This window comes from Acinetobacter sp. YH12129 (genome assembly GCF_013418685.1).
Taxonomy (GTDB): Bacteria; Pseudomonadota; Gammaproteobacteria; order Pseudomonadales; family Moraxellaceae; genus Acinetobacter; species Acinetobacter amyesii.
In genome coordinates, this window is record NZ_VPBP01000004.1 from 1 (window position 1) to 20,061 (window position 20,061).

General features: G+C 40.2%; 17 protein-coding genes and 2 tRNA genes. 13 read left to right on the top strand and 6 right to left on the bottom strand.

The window, feature by feature from the left end:
• Positions 1 to 410 precede the first annotated feature (410 nt).
• On the top strand, positions 411 to 1,754 hold the full coding sequence (gene mgtE, locus FTU65_RS03535) for a magnesium transporter (RefSeq protein WP_180007504.1): 1,344 nt from the start codon (positions 411 to 413) through the stop codon (positions 1,752 to 1,754).
• 80 nt (positions 1,755 to 1,834) lie between these two features.
• Positions 1,835 to 2,425, top strand: a complete 591-nt coding sequence (locus FTU65_RS03540; protein ID WP_180049076.1) for a DUF4112 domain-containing protein — start codon at positions 1,835 to 1,837, stop codon at positions 2,423 to 2,425.
• Positions 2,426 to 2,586: 161 nt separating this feature from the next.
• Here FTU65_RS03540 and htpX read toward each other — a convergent pair whose 3' ends face one another.
• Entirely contained in the window at positions 2,587 to 3,492 is a 906-nt protein-coding gene (htpX, locus tag FTU65_RS03545; RefSeq protein WP_078190437.1) for a protease HtpX, read from the bottom strand.
• Positions 3,493 to 3,625: 133 nt separating this feature from the next.
• Entirely contained in the window at positions 3,626 to 4,489 is an 864-nt protein-coding gene (locus FTU65_RS03550) for a lytic transglycosylase domain-containing protein (RefSeq protein WP_180007505.1), read from the bottom strand.
• A gap of 501 nt (positions 4,490 to 4,990) precedes the next feature.
• Between FTU65_RS03550 and ttcA the strand changes: the two genes are divergently transcribed.
• Together ttcA and FTU65_RS03560 are read left to right on the top strand one after the other, a co-directional pair.
• Positions 4,991 to 5,920 (top strand): tRNA 2-thiocytidine(32) synthetase TtcA, encoded by a 930-nt coding sequence (gene ttcA / locus FTU65_RS03555; RefSeq protein WP_168378304.1) that lies wholly within the window; start codon positions 4,991 to 4,993, stop codon positions 5,918 to 5,920.
• A gap of 222 nt (positions 5,921 to 6,142) precedes the next feature.
• Complete coding sequence (locus tag FTU65_RS03560) at positions 6,143 to 6,526, top strand: SCP2 sterol-binding domain-containing protein (protein WP_078190434.1); 384 nt, start codon at positions 6,143 to 6,145, stop codon at positions 6,524 to 6,526.
• A gap of 75 nt (positions 6,527 to 6,601) precedes the next feature.
• Here the strand turns inward: FTU65_RS03560 and FTU65_RS03565 are convergent, their stop codons facing one another.
• Positions 6,602 to 7,714 (bottom strand): transglycosylase SLT domain-containing protein, encoded by a 1,113-nt coding sequence (locus FTU65_RS03565; protein WP_180008382.1) that lies wholly within the window; start codon positions 7,712 to 7,714, stop codon positions 6,602 to 6,604.
• A 365-nt stretch (positions 7,715 to 8,079) separates the two neighbouring features.
• Here FTU65_RS03565 and greB point away from each other — a divergent pair, with 365 nt between their 5' ends.
• The 9 genes from greB (at position 8,080) to epmA (ending at position 15,686) form a co-directional block, all read left to right on the top strand.
• Complete coding sequence (gene greB, locus FTU65_RS03570; RefSeq protein ID WP_180003371.1) at positions 8,080 to 8,574, top strand: transcription elongation factor GreB; 495 nt, start codon at positions 8,080 to 8,082, stop codon at positions 8,572 to 8,574.
• Between the two features lie 86 nt (positions 8,575 to 8,660).
• Positions 8,661 to 8,750, top strand: a tRNA-Ser gene (locus FTU65_RS03575).
• 229 nt (positions 8,751 to 8,979) lie between these two features.
• Positions 8,980 to 9,069 (top strand) — tRNA-Ser (locus FTU65_RS03580).
• A 154-nt stretch (positions 9,070 to 9,223) separates the two neighbouring features.
• Positions 9,224 to 10,066: a hypothetical protein gene (locus tag FTU65_RS03585; protein ID WP_180066361.1), complete on the top strand. Its 843-nt coding sequence runs from the start codon at positions 9,224 to 9,226 to the stop codon at positions 10,064 to 10,066.
• A 53-nt stretch (positions 10,067 to 10,119) separates the two neighbouring features.
• A protein-coding gene (locus tag FTU65_RS03590) for an IS3-like element ISAba22 family transposase (RefSeq protein ID WP_180066363.1) occupies positions 10,120 to 11,285 on the top strand; the annotation gives its coding sequence in 2 pieces (ribosomal slippage) (positions 10,120 to 10,378 and positions 10,378 to 11,285; 1,167 coding nt in all).
• A gap of 94 nt (positions 11,286 to 11,379) precedes the next feature.
• Positions 11,380 to 12,303, top strand: a complete 924-nt coding sequence (locus FTU65_RS03595; protein WP_180066365.1) for a DUF4209 domain-containing protein — start codon at positions 11,380 to 11,382, stop codon at positions 12,301 to 12,303.
• 473 nt (positions 12,304 to 12,776) lie between these two features.
• Complete coding sequence (locus FTU65_RS03600; RefSeq protein WP_180066367.1) at positions 12,777 to 13,529, top strand: class II aldolase/adducin family protein; 753 nt, start codon at positions 12,777 to 12,779, stop codon at positions 13,527 to 13,529.
• Positions 13,530 to 13,644: 115 nt separating this feature from the next.
• Positions 13,645 to 14,712: a 4-phosphoerythronate dehydrogenase gene (locus tag FTU65_RS03605; RefSeq protein ID WP_180066369.1), complete on the top strand. Its 1,068-nt coding sequence runs from the start codon at positions 13,645 to 13,647 to the stop codon at positions 14,710 to 14,712.
• A 5-nt stretch (positions 14,713 to 14,717) separates the two neighbouring features.
• Positions 14,718 to 15,686: an EF-P lysine aminoacylase EpmA gene (gene epmA, locus FTU65_RS03610; protein WP_373683566.1), complete on the top strand. Its 969-nt coding sequence runs from the start codon at positions 14,718 to 14,720 to the stop codon at positions 15,684 to 15,686.
• Positions 15,687 to 15,722: 36 nt separating this feature from the next.
• Here epmA and FTU65_RS03615 read toward each other — a convergent pair whose 3' ends face one another.
• From FTU65_RS03615 to FTU65_RS03625, 3 genes are all read right to left on the bottom strand, one after another.
• On the bottom strand, positions 15,723 to 16,163 hold the full coding sequence (locus FTU65_RS03615; protein WP_180049066.1) for a GNAT family N-acetyltransferase: 441 nt from the start codon (positions 16,161 to 16,163) through the stop codon (positions 15,723 to 15,725).
• A 189-nt stretch (positions 16,164 to 16,352) separates the two neighbouring features.
• A complete protein-coding gene (locus tag FTU65_RS03620) occupies positions 16,353 to 17,588 on the bottom strand; it encodes a multifunctional CCA addition/repair protein (RefSeq protein ID WP_180020723.1) in 1,236 nt (411 codons plus the stop codon).
• 81 nt (positions 17,589 to 17,669) lie between these two features.
• Positions 17,670 to 19,949, bottom strand: a complete 2,280-nt coding sequence (locus FTU65_RS03625) for an NADP-dependent malic enzyme (RefSeq protein WP_078192090.1) — start codon at positions 19,947 to 19,949, stop codon at positions 17,670 to 17,672.
• Positions 19,950 to 20,061 lie beyond the last annotated feature (112 nt).

The window sequence follows — 20,061 nt, forward strand, 5'->3', positions numbered from 1 at the left end:
GTCCAGATTTAAATCCAATAGAAAATATGTGGTCACGAGTCAAGGCGATTCGAACTAAGTTTAGAGTTAAAGATATTGATAAATTATTTAAAGATTACTGTAATGATTTATTTGGTATTTAGCTATATGTGATGGTCCGCTCTATTTTTAAAATCAAACCGGTGTCTGAAACTTAGAAATAATTCACGCACAGCGTATCGCTCTAGTAAAAGCCGCCGTTCAAGCTTGAGTAAATCGCGGTGGCTTTTTTTATATCGCCAAATTTATGTCATCAAACTTTCGGCAGGGAATTTTCACAGCGAATTTTCGCAAACAACGTTCACCGAGAACATATTGAAGAGATTTGAAACTCTTCAGTTTATCCTTCAAAATGTGCACTACATAGAAAGATTAAAATAAGAGTGAGTTGAATGGCGGATTTAATACAAAGACAGCGTGAAATTTCAGCTTTGCTGCAACAACAAAATTATGCAGCAGCAGTTTTCGCTTTACAGCCTCTGAACTACGCTGATCAGGCTCGTTTAATTCAGCAATTTCCAATCGAAGATCAAATCGAGTTACTTTCAGGTTTAGACCATCAAGGCTTGGTATTTGAGTTTTTCCCTTTTGAGTCACAGCGACAGCTGATTTCACGTTATCCACTGCGTCTACAAATTGAACTATTTGATGATATGCATTCTGATGATGCAACGGACTTATATAAAAGTTTAACTGATGCAGAACAAGATCGGATTTATCAACAACTTGATCAAGATACCCAAGAGCATCTAAAGGCGTTATCTGCATATGCAGAAGAGTCTGCAGGTGCAATCATGAGTTCAGACTATGTCAGTATGCCTGCTGACTTTACCATGCAACAAGCTATAGAGGCCTTACGCCATGAACCGCATGACCGTGAAACCCTGTATTTAATTTATGTCACCAATGATCAGTCTCAATTAGAAGGGGTGATTTCACTGCGGCAAATTTTGCAGGCCGATCGTGATGCACGGATTCAACAGGTGATGACCAAAGATGTGGTGACCGGCTGGATAGATGAAGACCAAGAAAGTATTGCTCGAAAATTGGCAGAATATGATTTTATGGCCTTGCCGATTGTGGATCATGCCCAGCGTTTGATGGGGATTGTCACCTATGATGATGCGATGGATGTGGTACAGGCTGAAACCACTGAAGACTTTTTAAAAGCCAGTGCGGTGAGTACCGAACCAGGTATGAGCATTAATAAAGCACCGATTTTAAAGTTGTATCAAAAGCGGGTGTTCTGGTTGGTGATATTGGTCTTTGGCAGCTTATTGTCCGGATTAGGCATTTCATATTATGAAGACATCATTGCCGCACATATCGTCTTGGTTTTTTTCTTACCCTTATTGGTCGGAAGTGGAGGCAATGCAGGTTCACAGTCTGCAACCTTAATGGTGCGAGCGCTTGCCACTGGGGATGTAAAAATTCGTGATTGGTTTTATTTATTGGGTCGGGAGACGCTCGTCGCGCTTTGCCTCGGTGGAACCATGGCCATTGCTGTATCGATTTTAGGCTACTACCGTGGTGATGCAACCGTCGCTTTGGTCTTGGCTTTAAGTATGATGGGTATCGTATTGCTCGGTTGTTTAATTGGCATGAGTTTGCCCTTTGTACTCAATAAGTTGAAGCTCGATCCTGCAAGTGCATCTGCACCCTTGGTGACCTCGATTTGTGATGCGACAGGCGTGGTGGTGTATTTGATGATTGCTTCACAATTGCTCAATTTATAGAGATTAGCATTTTGCTACAGATTGAAGACTTCTAATATGTTTTAATCTCAGTGATTTACACGGTTTTTATTGGATAAAACATGACTGAACCATTAAAACAAAAAATGTCAAAGCAAGAAGTCATTCGTCTTGAACGCGATCTCGCAAAGTTTGCCAATATGATGGACTCCGTGGTTCGGATTCCATTTACTCGACAAGGGGTAGGTGCGGACGCAGCGTTGAGTACCATTCCCGTAGCTGGTGATATCGCAGGATTTGTCTTGACCTGTTATGCCGTCTATAAAGCCAAACAGATTGGCGTACCACAAGCCAAATTAAATGGTGTGATGAAACTCGCAGTTATAGATGCTGTCGTGGGGTTTATTCCTGTTGCAGGGACGATCTTTGATGTGTTTATTCGACCGAGCCGTAAAGCTTTAGATGTTGTACATACGCACATTCGTGAAGAATATCAAATCAGTACAGATCAACATGTGGTACATCCGTTTTTACATGAAAAATTAGAACAGAAACAACAGCAATCTGCTTTTTGGCGCAACCCTGTGGTTGCATGGATATGGATCCATATCCCAGATATATTCGGGATGATTTTCTTATTAGTCTTTATCTTTGCAATTTATATGGGTGGTTCATTGCTTTGGCAATGGTTAAAGGCTAATGGAGTATTGTAGATAGAAATGCCTTGTTGCTTGAGCGCGATCAATGAGAGGCTATTCAATTGAAAGATCGTTCAACTGAAAGATTATTGATAAGACAGTAAATGTTCGGAAAAAATTAGACTTAAAAAAGCCTCCATAGGGAGGCTTTTTTACGACATACATTAGATGCTCGATTATGGGCAATCTAATTGTTGTAAAGCCGCAACACGTTGTTCAATCGTTGGGTGTGTTTGGAACAATGCAGCTAAGCTGAAACCTTGTTCTTGACCCGCAGAAATAGCAAAGGCTTTCATTTCTTTTGGCATTTGATCTGGCATTTCAGATTCTGCTTGTAAACGTAATAGGGCAGAAATCATCGCTTGTTTACCTGCTAGACGCGCACCAGCTTCATCGGCACGGTATTCACGGTAGCGAGAGAACCACATCACAATGGCAGACGCTGCGATACCAAAGACAATATCTAATACAATCGTAATGACGAAATATGCGATACCCGGTGCTTCACCATCTTCACGACCGAAGACATTACGGTCGATAAAGTCACCTGCTACACGTGCAAAGAACATGACAAAGGCGTTGACTACACCTTGCACCAAAGCAAGGGTCACCATGTCACCATTGGCTACGTGACCAATTTCGTGAGCGAGTACGGCACGGAGTTCATCTTTGTTCATACGCTCCAGTAGACCGGTAGAAACCGCCACTAAAGCATCATTTTTGTTCCAGCCTGTTGCAAAGGCATTTGACTGGTACGATGGGAAAATACCCACTTCTGGCATTTTGATACCAGAACGTTGTGCTAGTTGCGCAACTTCGTTGAGTAACCATGCTTCAGCTTGGCTACGTGGTGCATTAGGGTCAATCAGCTCTGTACCCGTGGTTTTTTTCGCCATCCATTTTGACATGAATAGTGAGATCATCGAACCCACCATACCGAACACAAAACAGATAACGAGCAAGTTGCCTAAGTTTAAGCCGCCTGCACCGTGGTAACTACCGACACCGAAGAGTGACAAGATTATGCCAGCTACAACCAGTACCGCGAGGTTGGTCAGCAAGAACAAACCAATCCGCATCATTGGGTAAATCCTCTTATTATAGAAAAATGATCTGATTTACAAATAAAAATCATTAAACTCAATATGAGGTGAAAGTCTTAAAATTTCAAGGAAAAATTAGTAAAACAGATGCAATTTTACAAAATCAGTGATTTTATTCATTGAAATAAATGCGCGCTGAGGCAGAAGCATTTGCTGTCGCAAATGAACCTGAAGGTGCATCGGTAAAACTACCATTGTCCGTTTGAATAATTTGACGTGCTGGAGACTTGGCTACAGTAGGGGCAGCGGCATGATAATTGTCCGAACTGGCAATAATCCGACCACTATTTGAAGTGCTATTTGAACTACTCGAACCCGAGACACTTAAACTACCAGCATATAGGTTGCTGTAGCGGCTAGTGACACGGCGGACATAGTCTTGAGTTTCACGAAAAGGAGGGATGCCACCATATTTTGCGACATTGCCTTCACCTGCGTTATAACCTGCTAAGGCAAGTGAGGTGTTACCATTAAAACGTTTCAGCAGCCAAGATAAATAGCGCGCACCAGCCATAATGTTCTGATGTGGATCATAGGCATTTGATACATTGAAGCGACGTGCAGTAGCAGGCATGAGTTGCATTAAACCTTGCGCACCGACAGGCGAGCGTGCATTGGTGTTAAAACCTGATTCGGTATGCATCACCGCTTTGATTAGACCTTCGGATACACCATGCTGGGCCGCGGCTTGTTTAATAATATTGTCAAAGGCATTTTTATTACGGCTATAACTTGGTAACACAGACGCTTCATTTGAGCCCCAGTTACTATAACTATGGATATTACTGTCCGGATAGTAGGTTTTTTTCTCGACTTTCAGATTGCTATAGCGGCCTTGTTTATTGGTTAGTAGCGTTGTGCCGTTACTTTCACGTAATTGATAGATCGTTTGGCCGGCAAAAATGCTCGGTGCAGCTAAACTGATAGCCACACTTCCACTTAATAACAGCCCCAAAGTCCAAGTATTGTTTTTCATTTTATTGTGAAGAAAAAAATTCTGCCCCCAAACAGTTAAAATAGAGTTTATCAAAAAAAAATCAGATGAAAAGGCTTCGAGGGCTGATTTCTTCTTTACTTTGTAAAAATCAAGTCATTTTGATGATTCAATAATCAAAAAAAATATTTATTTTTTTTTTAATGAGCATAACTTGACACATCTAAAGCATTGATAAGTAAGGGATAATAAATTGATCAAAAAATGATCAATTTAAATAGAAGCCTTAAAATAAGGGCAGCTCACCTTGTCAAGTCATTTAAAATCCACAAAGTTATCCACAGCTTTTGTGGACAACTGTGGAAAAGTCCAAAAGATAAGCGTTTCGCCTAAAAAATGAACTCGACCGTATAAAATAATGCGCTGAGGATGACGTGATCATGACAGTATTTTTAGTTTTTTCGGAAATTACATTCTTTTGATGCGAGAAGTCTGCGAATCGGATAAAATTGCGCGGTATTTTTTTTTAGGTTTAACTCGTCTATGTTCTCGCCAGTTGAGTCCGAACAAGGATTTAATTTCAAACCAGAACTACCAACTAGCTCTGCGTATTATCGTTTATTGAAAAAGCTACGCCGTCAGGTCGGTCATGCCATTCGTGATTTTAAAATGATCGAAGAGGGCGACAAGGTGATGGTCTGTATTTCAGGCGGTAAAGACAGTTATACCTTGCTCGACATTTTGTTGCAGTTTAAGCGTATCGCACCGATTAATTTTGATGTGGTTGCGGTCAACCTTGACCAAAAACAACCGGGTTTCCCTGAAGAAGTATTGCCACGTTATTTAGAAGAAAACAAAATTCCGTATTACATCTTAGAAAAAGATACCTACAGCATTACTAAACGTTTAACCCCAGAAGGTAAAACGTATTGTGCAGTATGCTCACGTTTACGTCGGGGTTCGTTATACGGCTTTGCTCAAGAAATTGGGGCGACGAAAGTGGCTTTAGGTCATCATCGTGATGATATTTTGGCGACGTTCTTCTTGAACTTGTTCCATGGCGGTAGCTTAAAAGCCATGCCACCGAAATTATTGTCTTCTGATAAAAAGAACATTTTGATTCGTCCACTGGCTTATGTGGAAGAAAAAGACATTATCAAGTATGCAGAAATGCGTAAGTTCCCAATTATCCCATGTAACTTGTGTGGTTCACAGGAAAACTTACAACGTGCGATGCTAAATGACATGCTGCGTACTTGGGATAAAGAATTTCCAAAACGTTTACACAGTATTTTTGGCGCATTGCAAAATGTATCGCCTTCACAACTGGCAGACCGTGAGTTATTCGACTTTGAAGCCTTGGATGAACAACGCGAATTTGACTTCAAAAATAGCGAAAGTTGTTCAACTGAAGAAGGTGAGCCTGAAAGCAAACGCATTAATATGGTGAACTTAGGTTTTATGGCAGATTAAGCCGAAAACTTCATCACGCAAAAGGCATTCTACGGAATGCCTTTTTTATGCTTATGATTTTTCTTATTTTGTTGTTAAACAGTTAAATATTGAACGGTGCGTACAAAAAACTTTAGCCTTTTCGCAAATGATCATGCTATAACAAGCCTCAAGCAAAATATGCTTGCACTGATGTTGTCCGGAACGGCAACACACACGAACAAAATAAATTGAGGAAAGATCATGCCTGCTTTTTTAACTGATGATTGGTTTTCAACTGTAGAAACTCTGACAGCTCAAGCTGGTGATTTAAACTTACCACCTGCATTGGCTAATCTTGCAATTAACCTTGTGGTTGCTGACGCTGCAGGCAATACTGAATTGTCATTAGATGGTGGTGCAATTAAAAAAGGTTTATCTTCAAACGCGAAAACAACGTTGAACATGGATGCTGAAACTTTACGTAAAGTATTCCTTGAGTTTGATATGGCTGCAGCGATGCAAGCGTTTATGACGGGCAAAATAAAAGTACAAGGTGATATGTCACAATTGATGGCATTGCAAACAGCAAAACCAAGTACTGAGCAAAAAGATTTGTTCAAAAAAGTACTTGAGCAAACTGCTTAAGTTTAAAACGAAAAAAGCTTACCCGAAGGTAAGCTTTTTTTGTGCGCTCACATGTAAATGTTAGGTGGACGCATATTAGATATTCACCAGTTGTGGTGTGGTTTTAATATGTTCCAAATACGCACGAATACGCGTGACATATTGCACAGCTTGACGATAACGACCATTGCTGGCCTTGTTACGGTCTAGATAAGCATATAAATTCACCCACTTATTTGGGTTTTTACCCTGAGATTGGATGCGCTTTTGAATCTGACTTACAGCACCAGGACCCATGTTATAAGCCACTAAGGCATACCAATTACGATCAGGGTACGGAATGTTACTATAACGGTTTAGCATTTGGTCATAGTACTTTGCACCACCTTGAATGCTTTGAGTCGCATCTGTACGGTTGCTCACACCCATGGCTTTTGCTGTACTGTTGGTCAGCATCATAATGCCACGAACACCCGTTGGGGATACCGAGTCAGGTTTGAGGTAAGACTCTTGATAACCAATTGCTGCCAATAAATGCCAGTCTAGGTCGTATTGCTTGGCCGTGTTTTTAAAACTTGCCTTATAGATCGGCATACGTTTACTTAAATCACGTTGAATCACATTCCAAGAATCTTGTTTGACCACATTACGGTTGTAGAATGATGCCAACTGTCCAATTGCGCCATTTTGTTTGGCACGGCAAATAAAGCCACTCGCGGTTTGGCTGAGTGGATCATCTGCATTTTTAAATACCCAGTTTAAGTTGCTGTTTAAACCATTCTTTTTTAAAGAAACGGTATCACCACAACTGGCTGAAAATGACGTCAAATGCTTGGCTTCAATGGTACTCATTTCGGCAGTGGTCATAGCAAAATTGGCTTGACCTTTGGCAACCATTTTTAAAGCAGTGGCATTGTCATTCACTGTTTTAAAATCTAATTGGACATTTAAACTTTCTGCATAGTTACGTGCAAGGTCGTAACCAAAACCATGTCGATGTTTACCATCCTGAAAAACAATGTCAGGATTGGCAACGGCAACAACAGTGAGTTTATTACTGTTGACGACAGCATCATATTGATGAGCTGTTTTGCTGGCATTAATACTGTGAAAAGGAATTAAGACAGTACTGAGTGCAAGCGCTTTAAATGGGAGAGAGTTAAAAGAGTTAAGGCAAAGCCTCGACCCAGAAGTTGAACTACTGTGCATGTTGTCTCCGCTACAAGTAATTTATGCCCTAAAAAGCAAAGGCAAACACGCCTCAGACTTTTTCAAGTTTGATAAATTCAATAAGGGTTGGGCAGTCATGACGTCATTCAAAAATGACTAGGGGTTTTCGGGAAATGTGTAGAAAATCTACACTGGATAAAAATTAAACAAGCCTAAAAGATGTGCGCATAATAATAAGCAAAAAAATACTTGTCAAATTTTGTACGAAAAAATATTAAAATATGTAACATAAATAATTGATTTTGTTTACGAATAAATTTTATATACTTTGCCTGTGTAGAAATGGAGGATAAAATAGGCATGTTTTGTAAAAATCAGCGCTTGCTCAAGGCCGAAAAATCATCATGAAATCTAACTTAATTACCCGTGGTGGACACGATTTATTGGTCGCTGAACTTCAACATTTATGGCATGAAGAACGACCTGAAATTACCAAAAAAGTGAACTGGGCGGCCAGTCTTGGCGACCGTTCGGAAAACGCGGATTATCAATATAATAAGCAATTGTTACGCAAAATTGACCGACGTGTACGCTATTTGGGAAAACGTTTGGAAGAGCTTCGTATTATCGATTACTCACCCGAACAAAAAGGGAAAGTCTATTTTGGGGCGTGGGTCGATATTGAAAATGATGAAGGCGAACAAAAAACGTTAAGGATCGTGGGGGTAGATGAAATTTATGATCATCATCCACAGCATATCTCAATTGATTCACCTATGGCTCGAGCACTCCTGTCCAAGCAAGTGGATGATGAGGTCGAAGTCCTGACCCCACTGGGAAAAAAATGTTGGTATATCAATTCAATTCGTTATGAAATGGGCGAAAGTACTGAAAAATAACAAACTGCTCTTATTTTGTTCAATTGGACGTGTTTTTTACAAAATAATTTGCCATTGCTGAAATTTATTTATATGATGGCGGCCATGGAAGCGTGGCAGAGCGGTTTAATGCACCGGTCTTGAAAACCGACGAGGGCGCGAGTCCTCCGTGAGTTCGAATCTCACCGCTTCCGCCAAATTCAAAAACCCTGATGTTTTTAGCATCAGGGTTTTTTTATGTGCGTAAATTGAGGTAATGCAATTAGCCTTGACCTCAATTCAATAAATTTTGATTGAGCTTCTATTTTTCAGCTCGAAGCCAAAATTTTACAATCGCCTAAATTTTGTATGAACGATTCGCCAAGTGTTCAAAATGAGGCAAAATAATTTGCCAATCTGAATTTTTATTTATATGATAGCGGCCATGGAAGCGTGGCAGAGCGGTTTAATGCACCGGTCTTGAAAACCGACGAGGGCGCGAGTCCTCCGTGAGTTCGAATCTCACCGCTTCCGCCAAATTCACATGACTTAGCCCTGATATTTTCAGGGCTTTGTTGTTTCTGGGGATTGATTGGCGTAAGCAAATAATAAGCACTAATATTGAATTTAATTCTCAAAATAAAATTTAAAAATTACACTCATTATCAAGTAAAGTATTTCGGAGGGGAAAATGGAAAATGTAGCGCAGTTGTTTTTAGAAGCTGAATGGGAATATATTTCTTCAAACGAAATGTATGATATTTATTTTGAAATATCTAATAGTTTGCGTCATAAAGAACAAGAATTAAAAGCACGAGACAAAACAGATAGTGCCCAGATTTTTGGGTTATTAGCCAAAGCTACATCCATGTCTCTTGTAAATAGTATAAATGAACCTTACAAGGCTTATATAGAAAACTTTCAAACTGGTCAGAGATCAACTATCCCCGATGATTTTACTGTAGATGATTTGGTAACTTTTGAAAGCCTTCTGAGGGTTGCTACTGAGCCATTTTTGAAAGCTAGGCTTGCTGATTTACTTTGGTTGCTGCATAGACCACGTAACCCTGAACATGCAAGGATTACAATAGACTTATATCTTCAATGTAAAATTGATGAAGAGTCTTGGCATAAAGGTGTAAATAATTATTTGTCACGAGCAATACAATTAAGTCTACAACTCAAAGATCATGAGCGTTTAGAAAGTATTAAAGCAAAATTATTTTCAGCATTTCTTTCTGAATATTCAAATTTAAAATATATGAATTTTTGGATAGCAGATTTGATGCATAAAATGAAAATTGATAATGATTTTGCTCAAGAAGTTGCTGAATCATTATTTAATAGAGCAACTACATTCAAAGTACAAAAAGATTATCTTAAGGCTAGAGATTATTATCAATTAGCATCAAAAAAATATAAAAAGTGTAATTTAGAAAATGATTGGGTTAAGTCTTTGGTTGAAATTGCAGAGACTTTTGAATTAGAAGCTGATTTAAGAATTTCTGATAGTAATATGGTTGATGTGTGCTGAAAAAACAGGAGGTTTTAACTTGGTAAACTAAACACACTCATCAGGAGTTTACCATGAGCAAGAAACACAAGACTTACACCACAGAATTTAAAGCTGAAGCCATCAAATTAATTGAAGCCAATCAAGGCAATGTCTCGGAAACAGCTAGACAACTTAGCATTTCAATGCAAACTCTTTCAAATTGGAATACCAAAGCAAAGGCTGGAACTTTAGCAGGTACAAAACAGTATTCACCTGATCTAAACGCTCTACTCGAAGAAAATAAAAAACTCAAACAACAGCTCAAAATAGCTGAAATGGAACGTGAATTTTTAAAAAAGGCAGCAGCGTACTTTGCCAAAGAAAGTCAGTAAGGTACGCCTATATGAAACAAAAAAGATATTCTTTTCCAATTACCTTAATGGCTCGATTACTTCATGTTTCAGTTTCATGTTTTTATGATTGGCTCAAGAGAGGCGTGAGCAAAAGAACGATTCAACGAAATCAACAGACGATATTGGTGAAAATAGCCCATGAGGAGACCAGGCAGAGCTATGGTTATATTCGATTAACCAAATACTTACAAGCTCAGGGTATAAAAATGAGTATGTACGCTATACGTCAGATAAAAGCGCTGAACCACCTGTATTGTAAGCGACACAAGCGTTTTAAAAGGACTACGAATAGTGACCATAATCGAGCGATCTATGAAAACCTGCTGGAGCAACAATTCTCAATGACTAGACCAAATCAAGCATGGTCAAGTGATATTAGGTACATATGGACTGTTGAAGGATGGCTGTATTTAGCAGCGGTAAAAGACCTTTACACGAAGCAAGTGGTTGGCTATAGCTTAAATGAGCGCATGACAACACAGCTTGTTTGTAATGCGCTAAATATGGCTATTCACAATCAAAAACCAACCAAAGAACTGATTGTGCATTCAGACAGAGGAAGTCAATATTGCAGCCATGAATATCGAAATATACTTGAGCAATATGGTTTTCAAGGTTCAATGAGCAAGCGCGGAGACTGTTACGATAATGCACCGATTGAAAGCTTTTGGGGAATACTGAAAAATGAGTTAGTGCATCATTACAACTATCAAACCAGAGAAGAAGCCAAAGCAGATATTATAAAATACATTGAGTTATTTTATAATCATCGAAGAATTCAAAAGGGTTTGGGTTTTAAGACACCAAATCAAATGGCCGAAGACTTTTATAAGTTGGCTGCCTAGAATCTCCCAAGGGAAAGTCTCCTGATAATTCAGCGTATATCAGGTTGCCAATTCATTTTACGAAAATGCAATTCAAGCTTATAGAGACATACCTTTGAAATTTAGGACTAATTTTCAAGTAGAAGAAAAGATCCAAAATATAAAAACAAAAAAAATTACATCGGGACAGGCTACGCTTGATGAAATGGTCACATTTGAAACTGAAAAATATGATATTTCACCATTAGTTGAATCATCAATTGCTCATGTGGCAGGTAAACAAAACCCTCAGCAGGCTTTAGTTTATTTCTGTGGTTTTAGTGGTGCTAATTATCAGAATCTAAAAACTATTTCAAAAGAATTAATTGGAATGAGTGTCTTTGAAAGTATATTTGTAAAATCTCAAATGAGTGCAGATGGGAGAACTATTGCACGCATTCCAGCGCTTAATAATGAAGTCAGCCTAGATCATCCGGAAAATGAACTTTTATTGCATAGTAAAATGTATCAGCATTTTACTACCGATGTTCAACTAAAAGTACAAGGTAGTATCATCCCTGCATTACGACAACTATGTTTAGAACATCGATTTACAAAAGACTTACTAATTGCTATTTGTGAGCAATCACCGCTCGTACCAGATGGGAGAGCTGAGTTAACAGGTAATGCGCTGTGGTTTGGCTTCGAAGAAGAATTTGGAACAGCAATTCATTTATTATGCCCTCAATTAGAGAATATTGTACGAAATGAACTTTTAAAAGTTGGCGCACATACAAGAAATACTGATAAACAGGGAATTGAAAATGAAAATGGATTAAGTACGTTAATGGCTTTACCTGAAGCAAATGAAGTATTTGGTGAGGATTTGCTTTTTGAAATAAAATGTATATTTACTGAGGCTTTAGGATTTAATTTAAGAAACCAAGTTGCTCATGGATTATTAGATGATGGACACTCATCATCAATAGCCACAGTGTATGGGTGGTGGATGGTACTTAGACTGATTATTAATTCTTTATTAACTGGAAGAATTAAATAATTATCGAAAAATTTAATCATGTCTAGTTTCCTTAAGTAACTGCTGTTGTTGAGGCATAGCAATTGCTTCCCACTCATCATAAGAAAGAATGGGTGTAAAAGCGGCTACTAACTTAATAGTAGTCGCTTTGTTGTTTCTGTGGGTTTCGACTTTAGCTAAATGCCTTGCAAGTGTTTTATGCCTTGTTTTTTTTAAGGAATGTATGGATTACTGAATGTTAATAAAGCCCAGTAAAGTGTAAGTGTTAATAAATTGAAAACAGATGAGGGCGCGAGTCCTCCGTGAGTTCGAATCTCACCGCTTCCGCCATATTCAAAAAACCCCAATGTTTTACATTGGGGTTTTTTTTGCCTAAAATTTTTGAATTATTTTTTCGACAGGCGAAGCTGATATACAGCATGGATATGACATGCTATTAATTATTCACAATAAACAGAAAACAAGATCAATCGATTTAGAAAAGGAATTCATCCATGCAAAAACCAGAGCTTATTCATGAACTGGAATGGCAAGCGCGTTGTCAATTGGCGGCACTGTATCGCTTAGTGGCTTATTATAAAATGACCGACTTAATTGATACTCATATCAGCCTGCGTTTAAGTCATGAACCGGAGCATTTTTTGATTAATCGTTATGGTGTGACCTTTGACAAAATGACAGCTTCTGATTTGGTCAAAATTGATCATGAAGGAAAAATTATTGAAACTTATGATGCAGGGAAGATGGTGAATGTCGCCGGCTTTGTAATTCATTCGGCCTTACATCATGCGCGTGCAAATATTAATTGTGTGATTCATACGCATACTGCAGATGGCGTGGCAGTTTCTGCACAGGAACATGGATTATTGCCAATCTCACAACATGCGTTAAAGTTCTATCAGAACATTGCTTATCATGAATATGAGGGTATTGCCTTTTCAACTGAAGAGCGTGAAAGACTGGTACAAGATATGGGACATTATCGCTGCATGATTTTACGCAATCACGGCTTGCTTGCGACTGGAGATAGTGTGGCACGGGCATTTCATGAAATTTACTTTTTAGAACGGGCTTGTCAAATTCAAGTAAAAGCGTTGTCGAGTGCTACATTGCATTATCCGAGTCCGAAGGTTTGTGAACATACGTTGCAGCAGTTTGAAAATCCGATGGCCGAGCCCATTATTCAAGTGGCTTGGCAGGCGGCCTTGTCTTTAATTGAAGATCAGCACTCAGATTATTGCAGATAATATAATTTTCAATCATCTAGCTCATAGAGTATAGGCGCTATGCCTTATGTGCAGAAGAATAGTCATGGCTTGATCAACGCGTTATCATGTTCATAGTGGAACTATGAGATGAACTATGAAAATCGTTGCAGATGAAAATCTGGCATTTACTGAGTATTTTTTTGCCGAATTTGGTGAAATAAAGCAAGCGTCAGGTCGAACATTGACCCATGAGGATGTCAAAGATGCCGATGCATTATTGGTGCGATCGGTGACTCAGGTAAATGCAGAGTTAATTCAACAGACCGCACTCAAATTTGTCGGTAGTGCTACGATTGGAACAGATCATTTAGATATTACCGCTCTAGAAAAGCAGGGCATTGCTTGGTCAAATGCCGCAGGTTGTAATGCACAAGCGGTTGCTGAATATGTGATTACGGCATTGCTGTACGTTAAACCTGAATTATTGAATGCAAATGAACAATTTACCTTGGGTATCGTTGGTTTAGGTAATGTCGGTTCACGTTTGGCTGTCATGGCAGAATTATTAGGTTGGAATGTCATTGGCTATGATCCATTTGTGCAATCTGATCAGGTGAAACAAGTTGAATTTGCAGAACTGTTAAAAAATGCAGATGCGATTAGTACTCATGTGCCACTGACCAAAGAGGGTGAATATCCAACCTATCATTTAATTAATGCTACTGCGCTTGCTGCTATGAAGCCTTCAGCGATTTTGATTAATTCCGCGCGTGGGCCAGTGGTCGAAGAAGCTGCCTTAATTGCCGATATTCAACAGACTCAGCGTAAAGTGGTCTTAGACGTTTTTGAACATGAGCCAGAGATTTCAGCAGCGTTGTTAGATTTAATTTACGTGGTGACACCACATATTGCGGGCTATAGCTTGGAAGGTAAAGCACGTGGCACACAGATGATCTATGAAGCATTCTGTCAAACTTTCAATCAACTGATAAATAAAGCTTTTGAAAGTCAGTTGCCCGTCTGTGAGCAGTATTTTACTGGTGCTGACTTTAAGACGGTATTACAGCGTTATTTAAAAGATATTTATGATATCGCTCGTGATGATGCTAACTTACGTGCTTGCCTAAAAGACGGCAAGGTGGATCAAAAAGCCTTTGATTATTTACGTAAAACCTATCCTTTACGCCGTGAATGGGCTGCGCATGGAGGCCCAGCAGCATGAGTCAAATGAACTTTCAGCCGAGTTGTGAACTCACTGCACTTCGTGCACGTGCCACGATGTATGCTCAAATTCGCCAGTTTTTTGCGGCACGTGATGTACTAGAAGTGGAAACACCTGTGCTTTCTCAAGCGGGTGTCACCGATGTGCATTTAGCATCGGTACAGGCTCAGCGCCATGTGAATGGTCAAAAGCAAACGCATTATTTGCAAACTTCACCTGAATTTGCCATGAAACGTCTGTTGGCAAGTGGCAGTGGATCTATTTACCAAATCTGTAAAGTTTTCCGTGATGATGAACATGGACGTAAACACAACAGTGAATTCACCATGTTGGAATGGTACCGTCCGGGTTTTAGCTTAAAAGACTTGATGTTTGAAGTGACGGACTTATTGAATGAAACTTTGAAACAGCGCTTTGGTGAAGTTCGTCCAACTATTTTGAGCTATAAGCATGCCTTTATGGATCGTTTGGATTTGAACCCGTTACAAGCTTCTTTACAAGATCTGAAAGATTGCTGTCGTCGTGTGGGGCTAAGCTTAGATCTGGGTGAAGACCGTTTAGGCTATATCGATTTATTGTTCTCGCATTATGTTGAGCCGAGCCTCGGTTTTGATACGCCAGTGTTCCTTACAGATTTTCCACCGGAAATGGCTTCTTTGGCGAAAACCCGTGTGGACGAAGATGGTGAATTGGTTGCAGCACGATTTGAGCTATATATCGAAGGTTTAGAGTTAGCAAATGCTTATGATGAACTGATTGATGCAGACGTTTTACGCCGTCGTTTTGAGGCGGATAATGCAGAGCGCGCTAAACTTGGCTTGCATGTGATGCCGATTGATGAATATTTGCTTGCTGCATTACCGTATATGAGTGAGTGTGCAGGTATAGCCTTAGGCATTGATCGATTGCTAATGGTGGCAACGAATCAGTTAAAACTTGAAAAAGTCATTAGTTTCCCAGCTGATATTTCTTAAAAAATGTCTTGATCGGCTGATGGTAAAATTGGCCGATCAATTTAAATGTTTAGTAAAACCCAAACTATAGGCTTCAAACCCTAAATTTTGATAAAAAGCATGTGCGGCATAGCGTTCAGGACGATTACCACTGTTGAGTAAAATACGTTTTAGACCTTGTCGCCGAGCGCTTTGCTCAATGGCTTGCATGAAGCGTCGCCCTAAACCTTGACCGCGATAACTGGCATCAATGACAAAAGCCTGAATCCGAATAAATCCTTCCTCAAACTCCCAACTGTATTGTTGGATAAAACCTGCATAACCAATGACGCGGTCATCAGCCATCATCACCAAGGTTTGATAATGCTTATCCAAATGAATCAACTGCCAATGCTGTTGGAGTCGCTCTGGTGGTATTTCATAACCCAATTGGAGTGTGAGTTGATGAATGTCGAGGAGATCTTTTGGGAGGTGTAGTGGACGAATTTGGGGATGCATATTGTCAGCTCGATGGTTTGTTTTCCTTAGAGCATAGATGAATGAGCCTTGATGTGAATGCAGATATTTTTCAAAGCTTATCTATATCTGAAAGGGCAAGGTGAAATATTGCAAAAGTTAAAGTTTTAAAAATATAGAAAAGGAAAATATAGAAAAGGTAAATTAAAAAAGCACCCGAAGGTGCTCTAATTATGCTTCAACTGCATATTGACTGGTTTTTAGTTCTGCAATGGCTTGGATACGTCGTTCAATCAGCATTTCACCAATATCCGGCCCTGATACATCAGGTGGAAGATCGGCAGCCTTAATATTACGAACCACCTGCATGGCATCTAAAACGTATTGAGCTTGCGGATAGGCACGATCCTCTAAACCTAAGCGACCACGTGAATCACATTCACAGGCTTGTACAAAGGCCTCTACGCGTTCAGGACGGCGTAGTACATCCATACGTTGTAACAGACGCCATAATGTCCCCGGTTTTAAACTCAAGGCTTGATGGCATTTTAAATGCTCTTTACATACTGAAATGGCCAATTGCTTGGTATTGGTGGGTACACGCATACGGTCACAGACTTCGGTAACCGGTTTTACCCCACGTTCTTCATGCATGATATGGCGTGGTAACTCATCTACTGGAGTGAGTGCTTTGCCCAAGTCGTGTACCAGTACAGCAAAACGAACATCCAAAGAATAATTGGCACGACAGGCTTGCTGCAATGACATCATGGTATGAATACCACAGTCTATTTCAGGATGATATTCAGGACGCTGTGGAATACCGTATAACGCATCAATTTCAGGGAATAAGACTTTTAAAGCGCCACAGGCTCTTAAGACTTCAAAATATTCATCTGCATGGTCTTCCATTAATGCACGGGATGTTTCCTTCCATACGCGTTCAGGTGTGAGGGCTTCAAGCTCGCCAGATTTGGCAAGCTCTTGCATCAGCGCAAGTGTTTCTTCAGCCACTTTAAAACCTAAAGCTTTATAACGTGCTGCAAAACGTGCAATCCGCAGAACTCGCAAAGGATCTTCGACGAAGGCATCAGACACATGGCGAAGGATGCGTCGCTCTAAATCTTGTTGACCATGGTAGGGATCATAAATTTGGCCAGCATCATCCATGGCAATCGCATTGATCGTGAGGTCACGTCGAATGAGATCTTGTTCGAGTGTGACATTGACGTCGGTATAAAATTCAAAGCCATGATACCCATGTCCAGACTTACGTTCTGTACGGGCTAAGGCATATTCGTCTTTGGTCTCTGGATGAAGAAAAACAGGGAAATCTTTACCCACAGGTTGATAACCTTGAGCAAGTAATTGTTCCGGCGTTGCACCGACAACGACATAATCTTTTTCGTGATAGGGGTGCCCGAGCAAGTGATCTCGAACTGCACCGCCTACTAAATAAACTTGCATGAAAAAACCTCTATTCTTAGAGCAATCATGCTACAGAACAGAGGTTTTCTCAAGTCACAAAGTGTGTTCAGGTCAACTAAATTAGAGTGCTAATTTTTCGTTTTCTTGAATCTCTGCAACAGTCAATGCAGTCATATTCACTAAACGGCGAGTTGTCGCTGTTGGCGTTAAAATATGAACGGGTTTTGCAGCACCCAAAAGAATTGGGCCAATCGTCACGTTACTACCTGAAGTTGATTTCAACAAGTTGAACGAAATGTTCGCTGCATCCAGATTAGGCATAATCAGCAAGTTCGCAGAACCTTTAAAACGTGAGTTCGGGTATGCGAAATGACGAATATTTTCATCCAATGCGGCATCACCATGCATTTCACCTTCAACCTCAAGTTCAGGTGCAATTTCTGACAAAATATCATAAACCTTACGCATTTTTTGAGCGCTAGGATCATTTTGGTCAGAACCGAAACTTGAGTGAGAAAGCAATGCTACACGCGGCGTAATACCAAAACGGCGGACTTCTTCAGCCGCTAAAATGGTCATTTCAGCAAGTTGTTCAGCTGTTGGGTTACGGTTAATGTAAGTATCGGCAATAAACAAGTTACGATCTTCAAGCATCAATGCATTCAGCGTAAAGAAGTTATTGCGGCCTTCTTTTAGCCCAATCACATTGCTGACGAAGTCTAAGTGAATGTCATAGCTAGAATAAGTACCACATAGCATACCGTCAGCCACACCATGACGAACCAGCATTGCAGCGATCAGGGTAGAGCGACGACGTGCTTCACGCTGAGCGTATTCAGGTGTTACACCTTTACGTTGCATGATGCTGTAGTAATCGTCAGCAAACTTATCGTAATCAGGGTTTTTCTCTTGATCGACGATAGTGATGTTCACGCCGTCTTCAAGACGTAGACCTAATTTCTTGATGTTCGCTTCAATGACTGCAGGACGACCGACAAGAATTGGTTTTGCTAAACCTTCATCAACAGCAATTTGCACCGCGCGAAGTACACGTAAATCTTCACCTTCAGCATATGCAATGCGTTTCGGATCAGTTTTCGCTTGCGCAAAAATTGGTTTCATCATAAACGCAGAGTTGTAGACGAATTCAGATAAACGTTGACGATATGCAGAGAAGTCTTGAATCGGACGAGTTGCAACACCAGAATCCATCGCTGCTTGTGCAATTGCAGGTGCAATTTCAAGAATCAAACGTTGATCTAATGGGCGCGGAATCAGGTAATCACGACCAAATGAAGCAGATTTTTCACCATACGATGCAGCATCAGCTTCGACATGCGCCATGCGAGCAATCGCATGTACACAAGCAATCTTCATCTCTTCATTAATCGTAGTTGCGCCAACATCTAGTGCACCACGGAAAATATAAGGGAAGCAAAGTGCATTGTTCACTTGGTTTGGATAGTCTGAACGACCAGTTGCCATAATCACGTCTGGACGTGCTTCATGTGCATGTTCAGGAAGAATTTCAGGGTCTGGGTTAGCAAGGGCAAAGATAATCGGATCTTTCGCCATGACTTTAACCATTTCTTTGGTCAAAATACCTGCTGCTGAAAGACCGAGGAACATGTCCGCACCTTCCATTACATCAGCAAGCTGAGAGCCTTCGATGTCTTGAACGTATGCCTTTTTCGACTCATCCAAGCCTTCACGTTTAGTCGTCAATAAACCGCGTGAATCTGCCACAACGATGTTTTCTTTTTTCACGCCAAGTGCGCAAAGTAAGTTCAAACATGAAAGGGCAGCAGCACCTGCGCCAGAAGCGACAATTTTGATTTCTTCAATTTTTTTGCCATTGAGTTGAAGTGCATTCAGTAATGCAGAACCCACAATGATTGATGTACCGTGTTGGTCATCATGGAACACAGGAATATTCATGCGTTCACGAAGTTTTTGCTCGATGTAGAAACACTCTGGGGCCTTGATGTCTTCAAGGTTGATACCACCGAAAGTTGGTTCCAATGCTGCAACGATATCTACGATTTTGTCTGGATCGTTTTCAGCAATTTCAATGTCAAAAACATCAACACCAGCGAATTTTTTGAATAGAACGCCTTTACCTTCCATAACAGGTTTTGACGCTAAAGGACCAATGTTACCTAAGCCCAGTACGGCTGTACCGTTACTGACTACAGCAACAAGATTACCGCGCGCTGTGTAAAGTGCAGCAGTAGATGGGTCGCGTTCAATTTCTAAACAAGGTGCAGCGACACCTGGCGAGTATGCGAGGGCTAAATCGTGTTGGTTGACCAATTGTTTGCTTGGTGTAACGCTGATTTTCCCCGGAGTTGGAAATTCGTGATAATACAAAGCCTGCTGTTTTAAAGATTGATCGTCCATCTGTATCTCGATTGTGTTTTGTTTATCCAATATAAAGCTGCAATGCTTGCTTTATCCGCTTGAATATAACATTAGTTGCACAGTTGGGACAGTCGAAGTCGCGTCTTTTTCA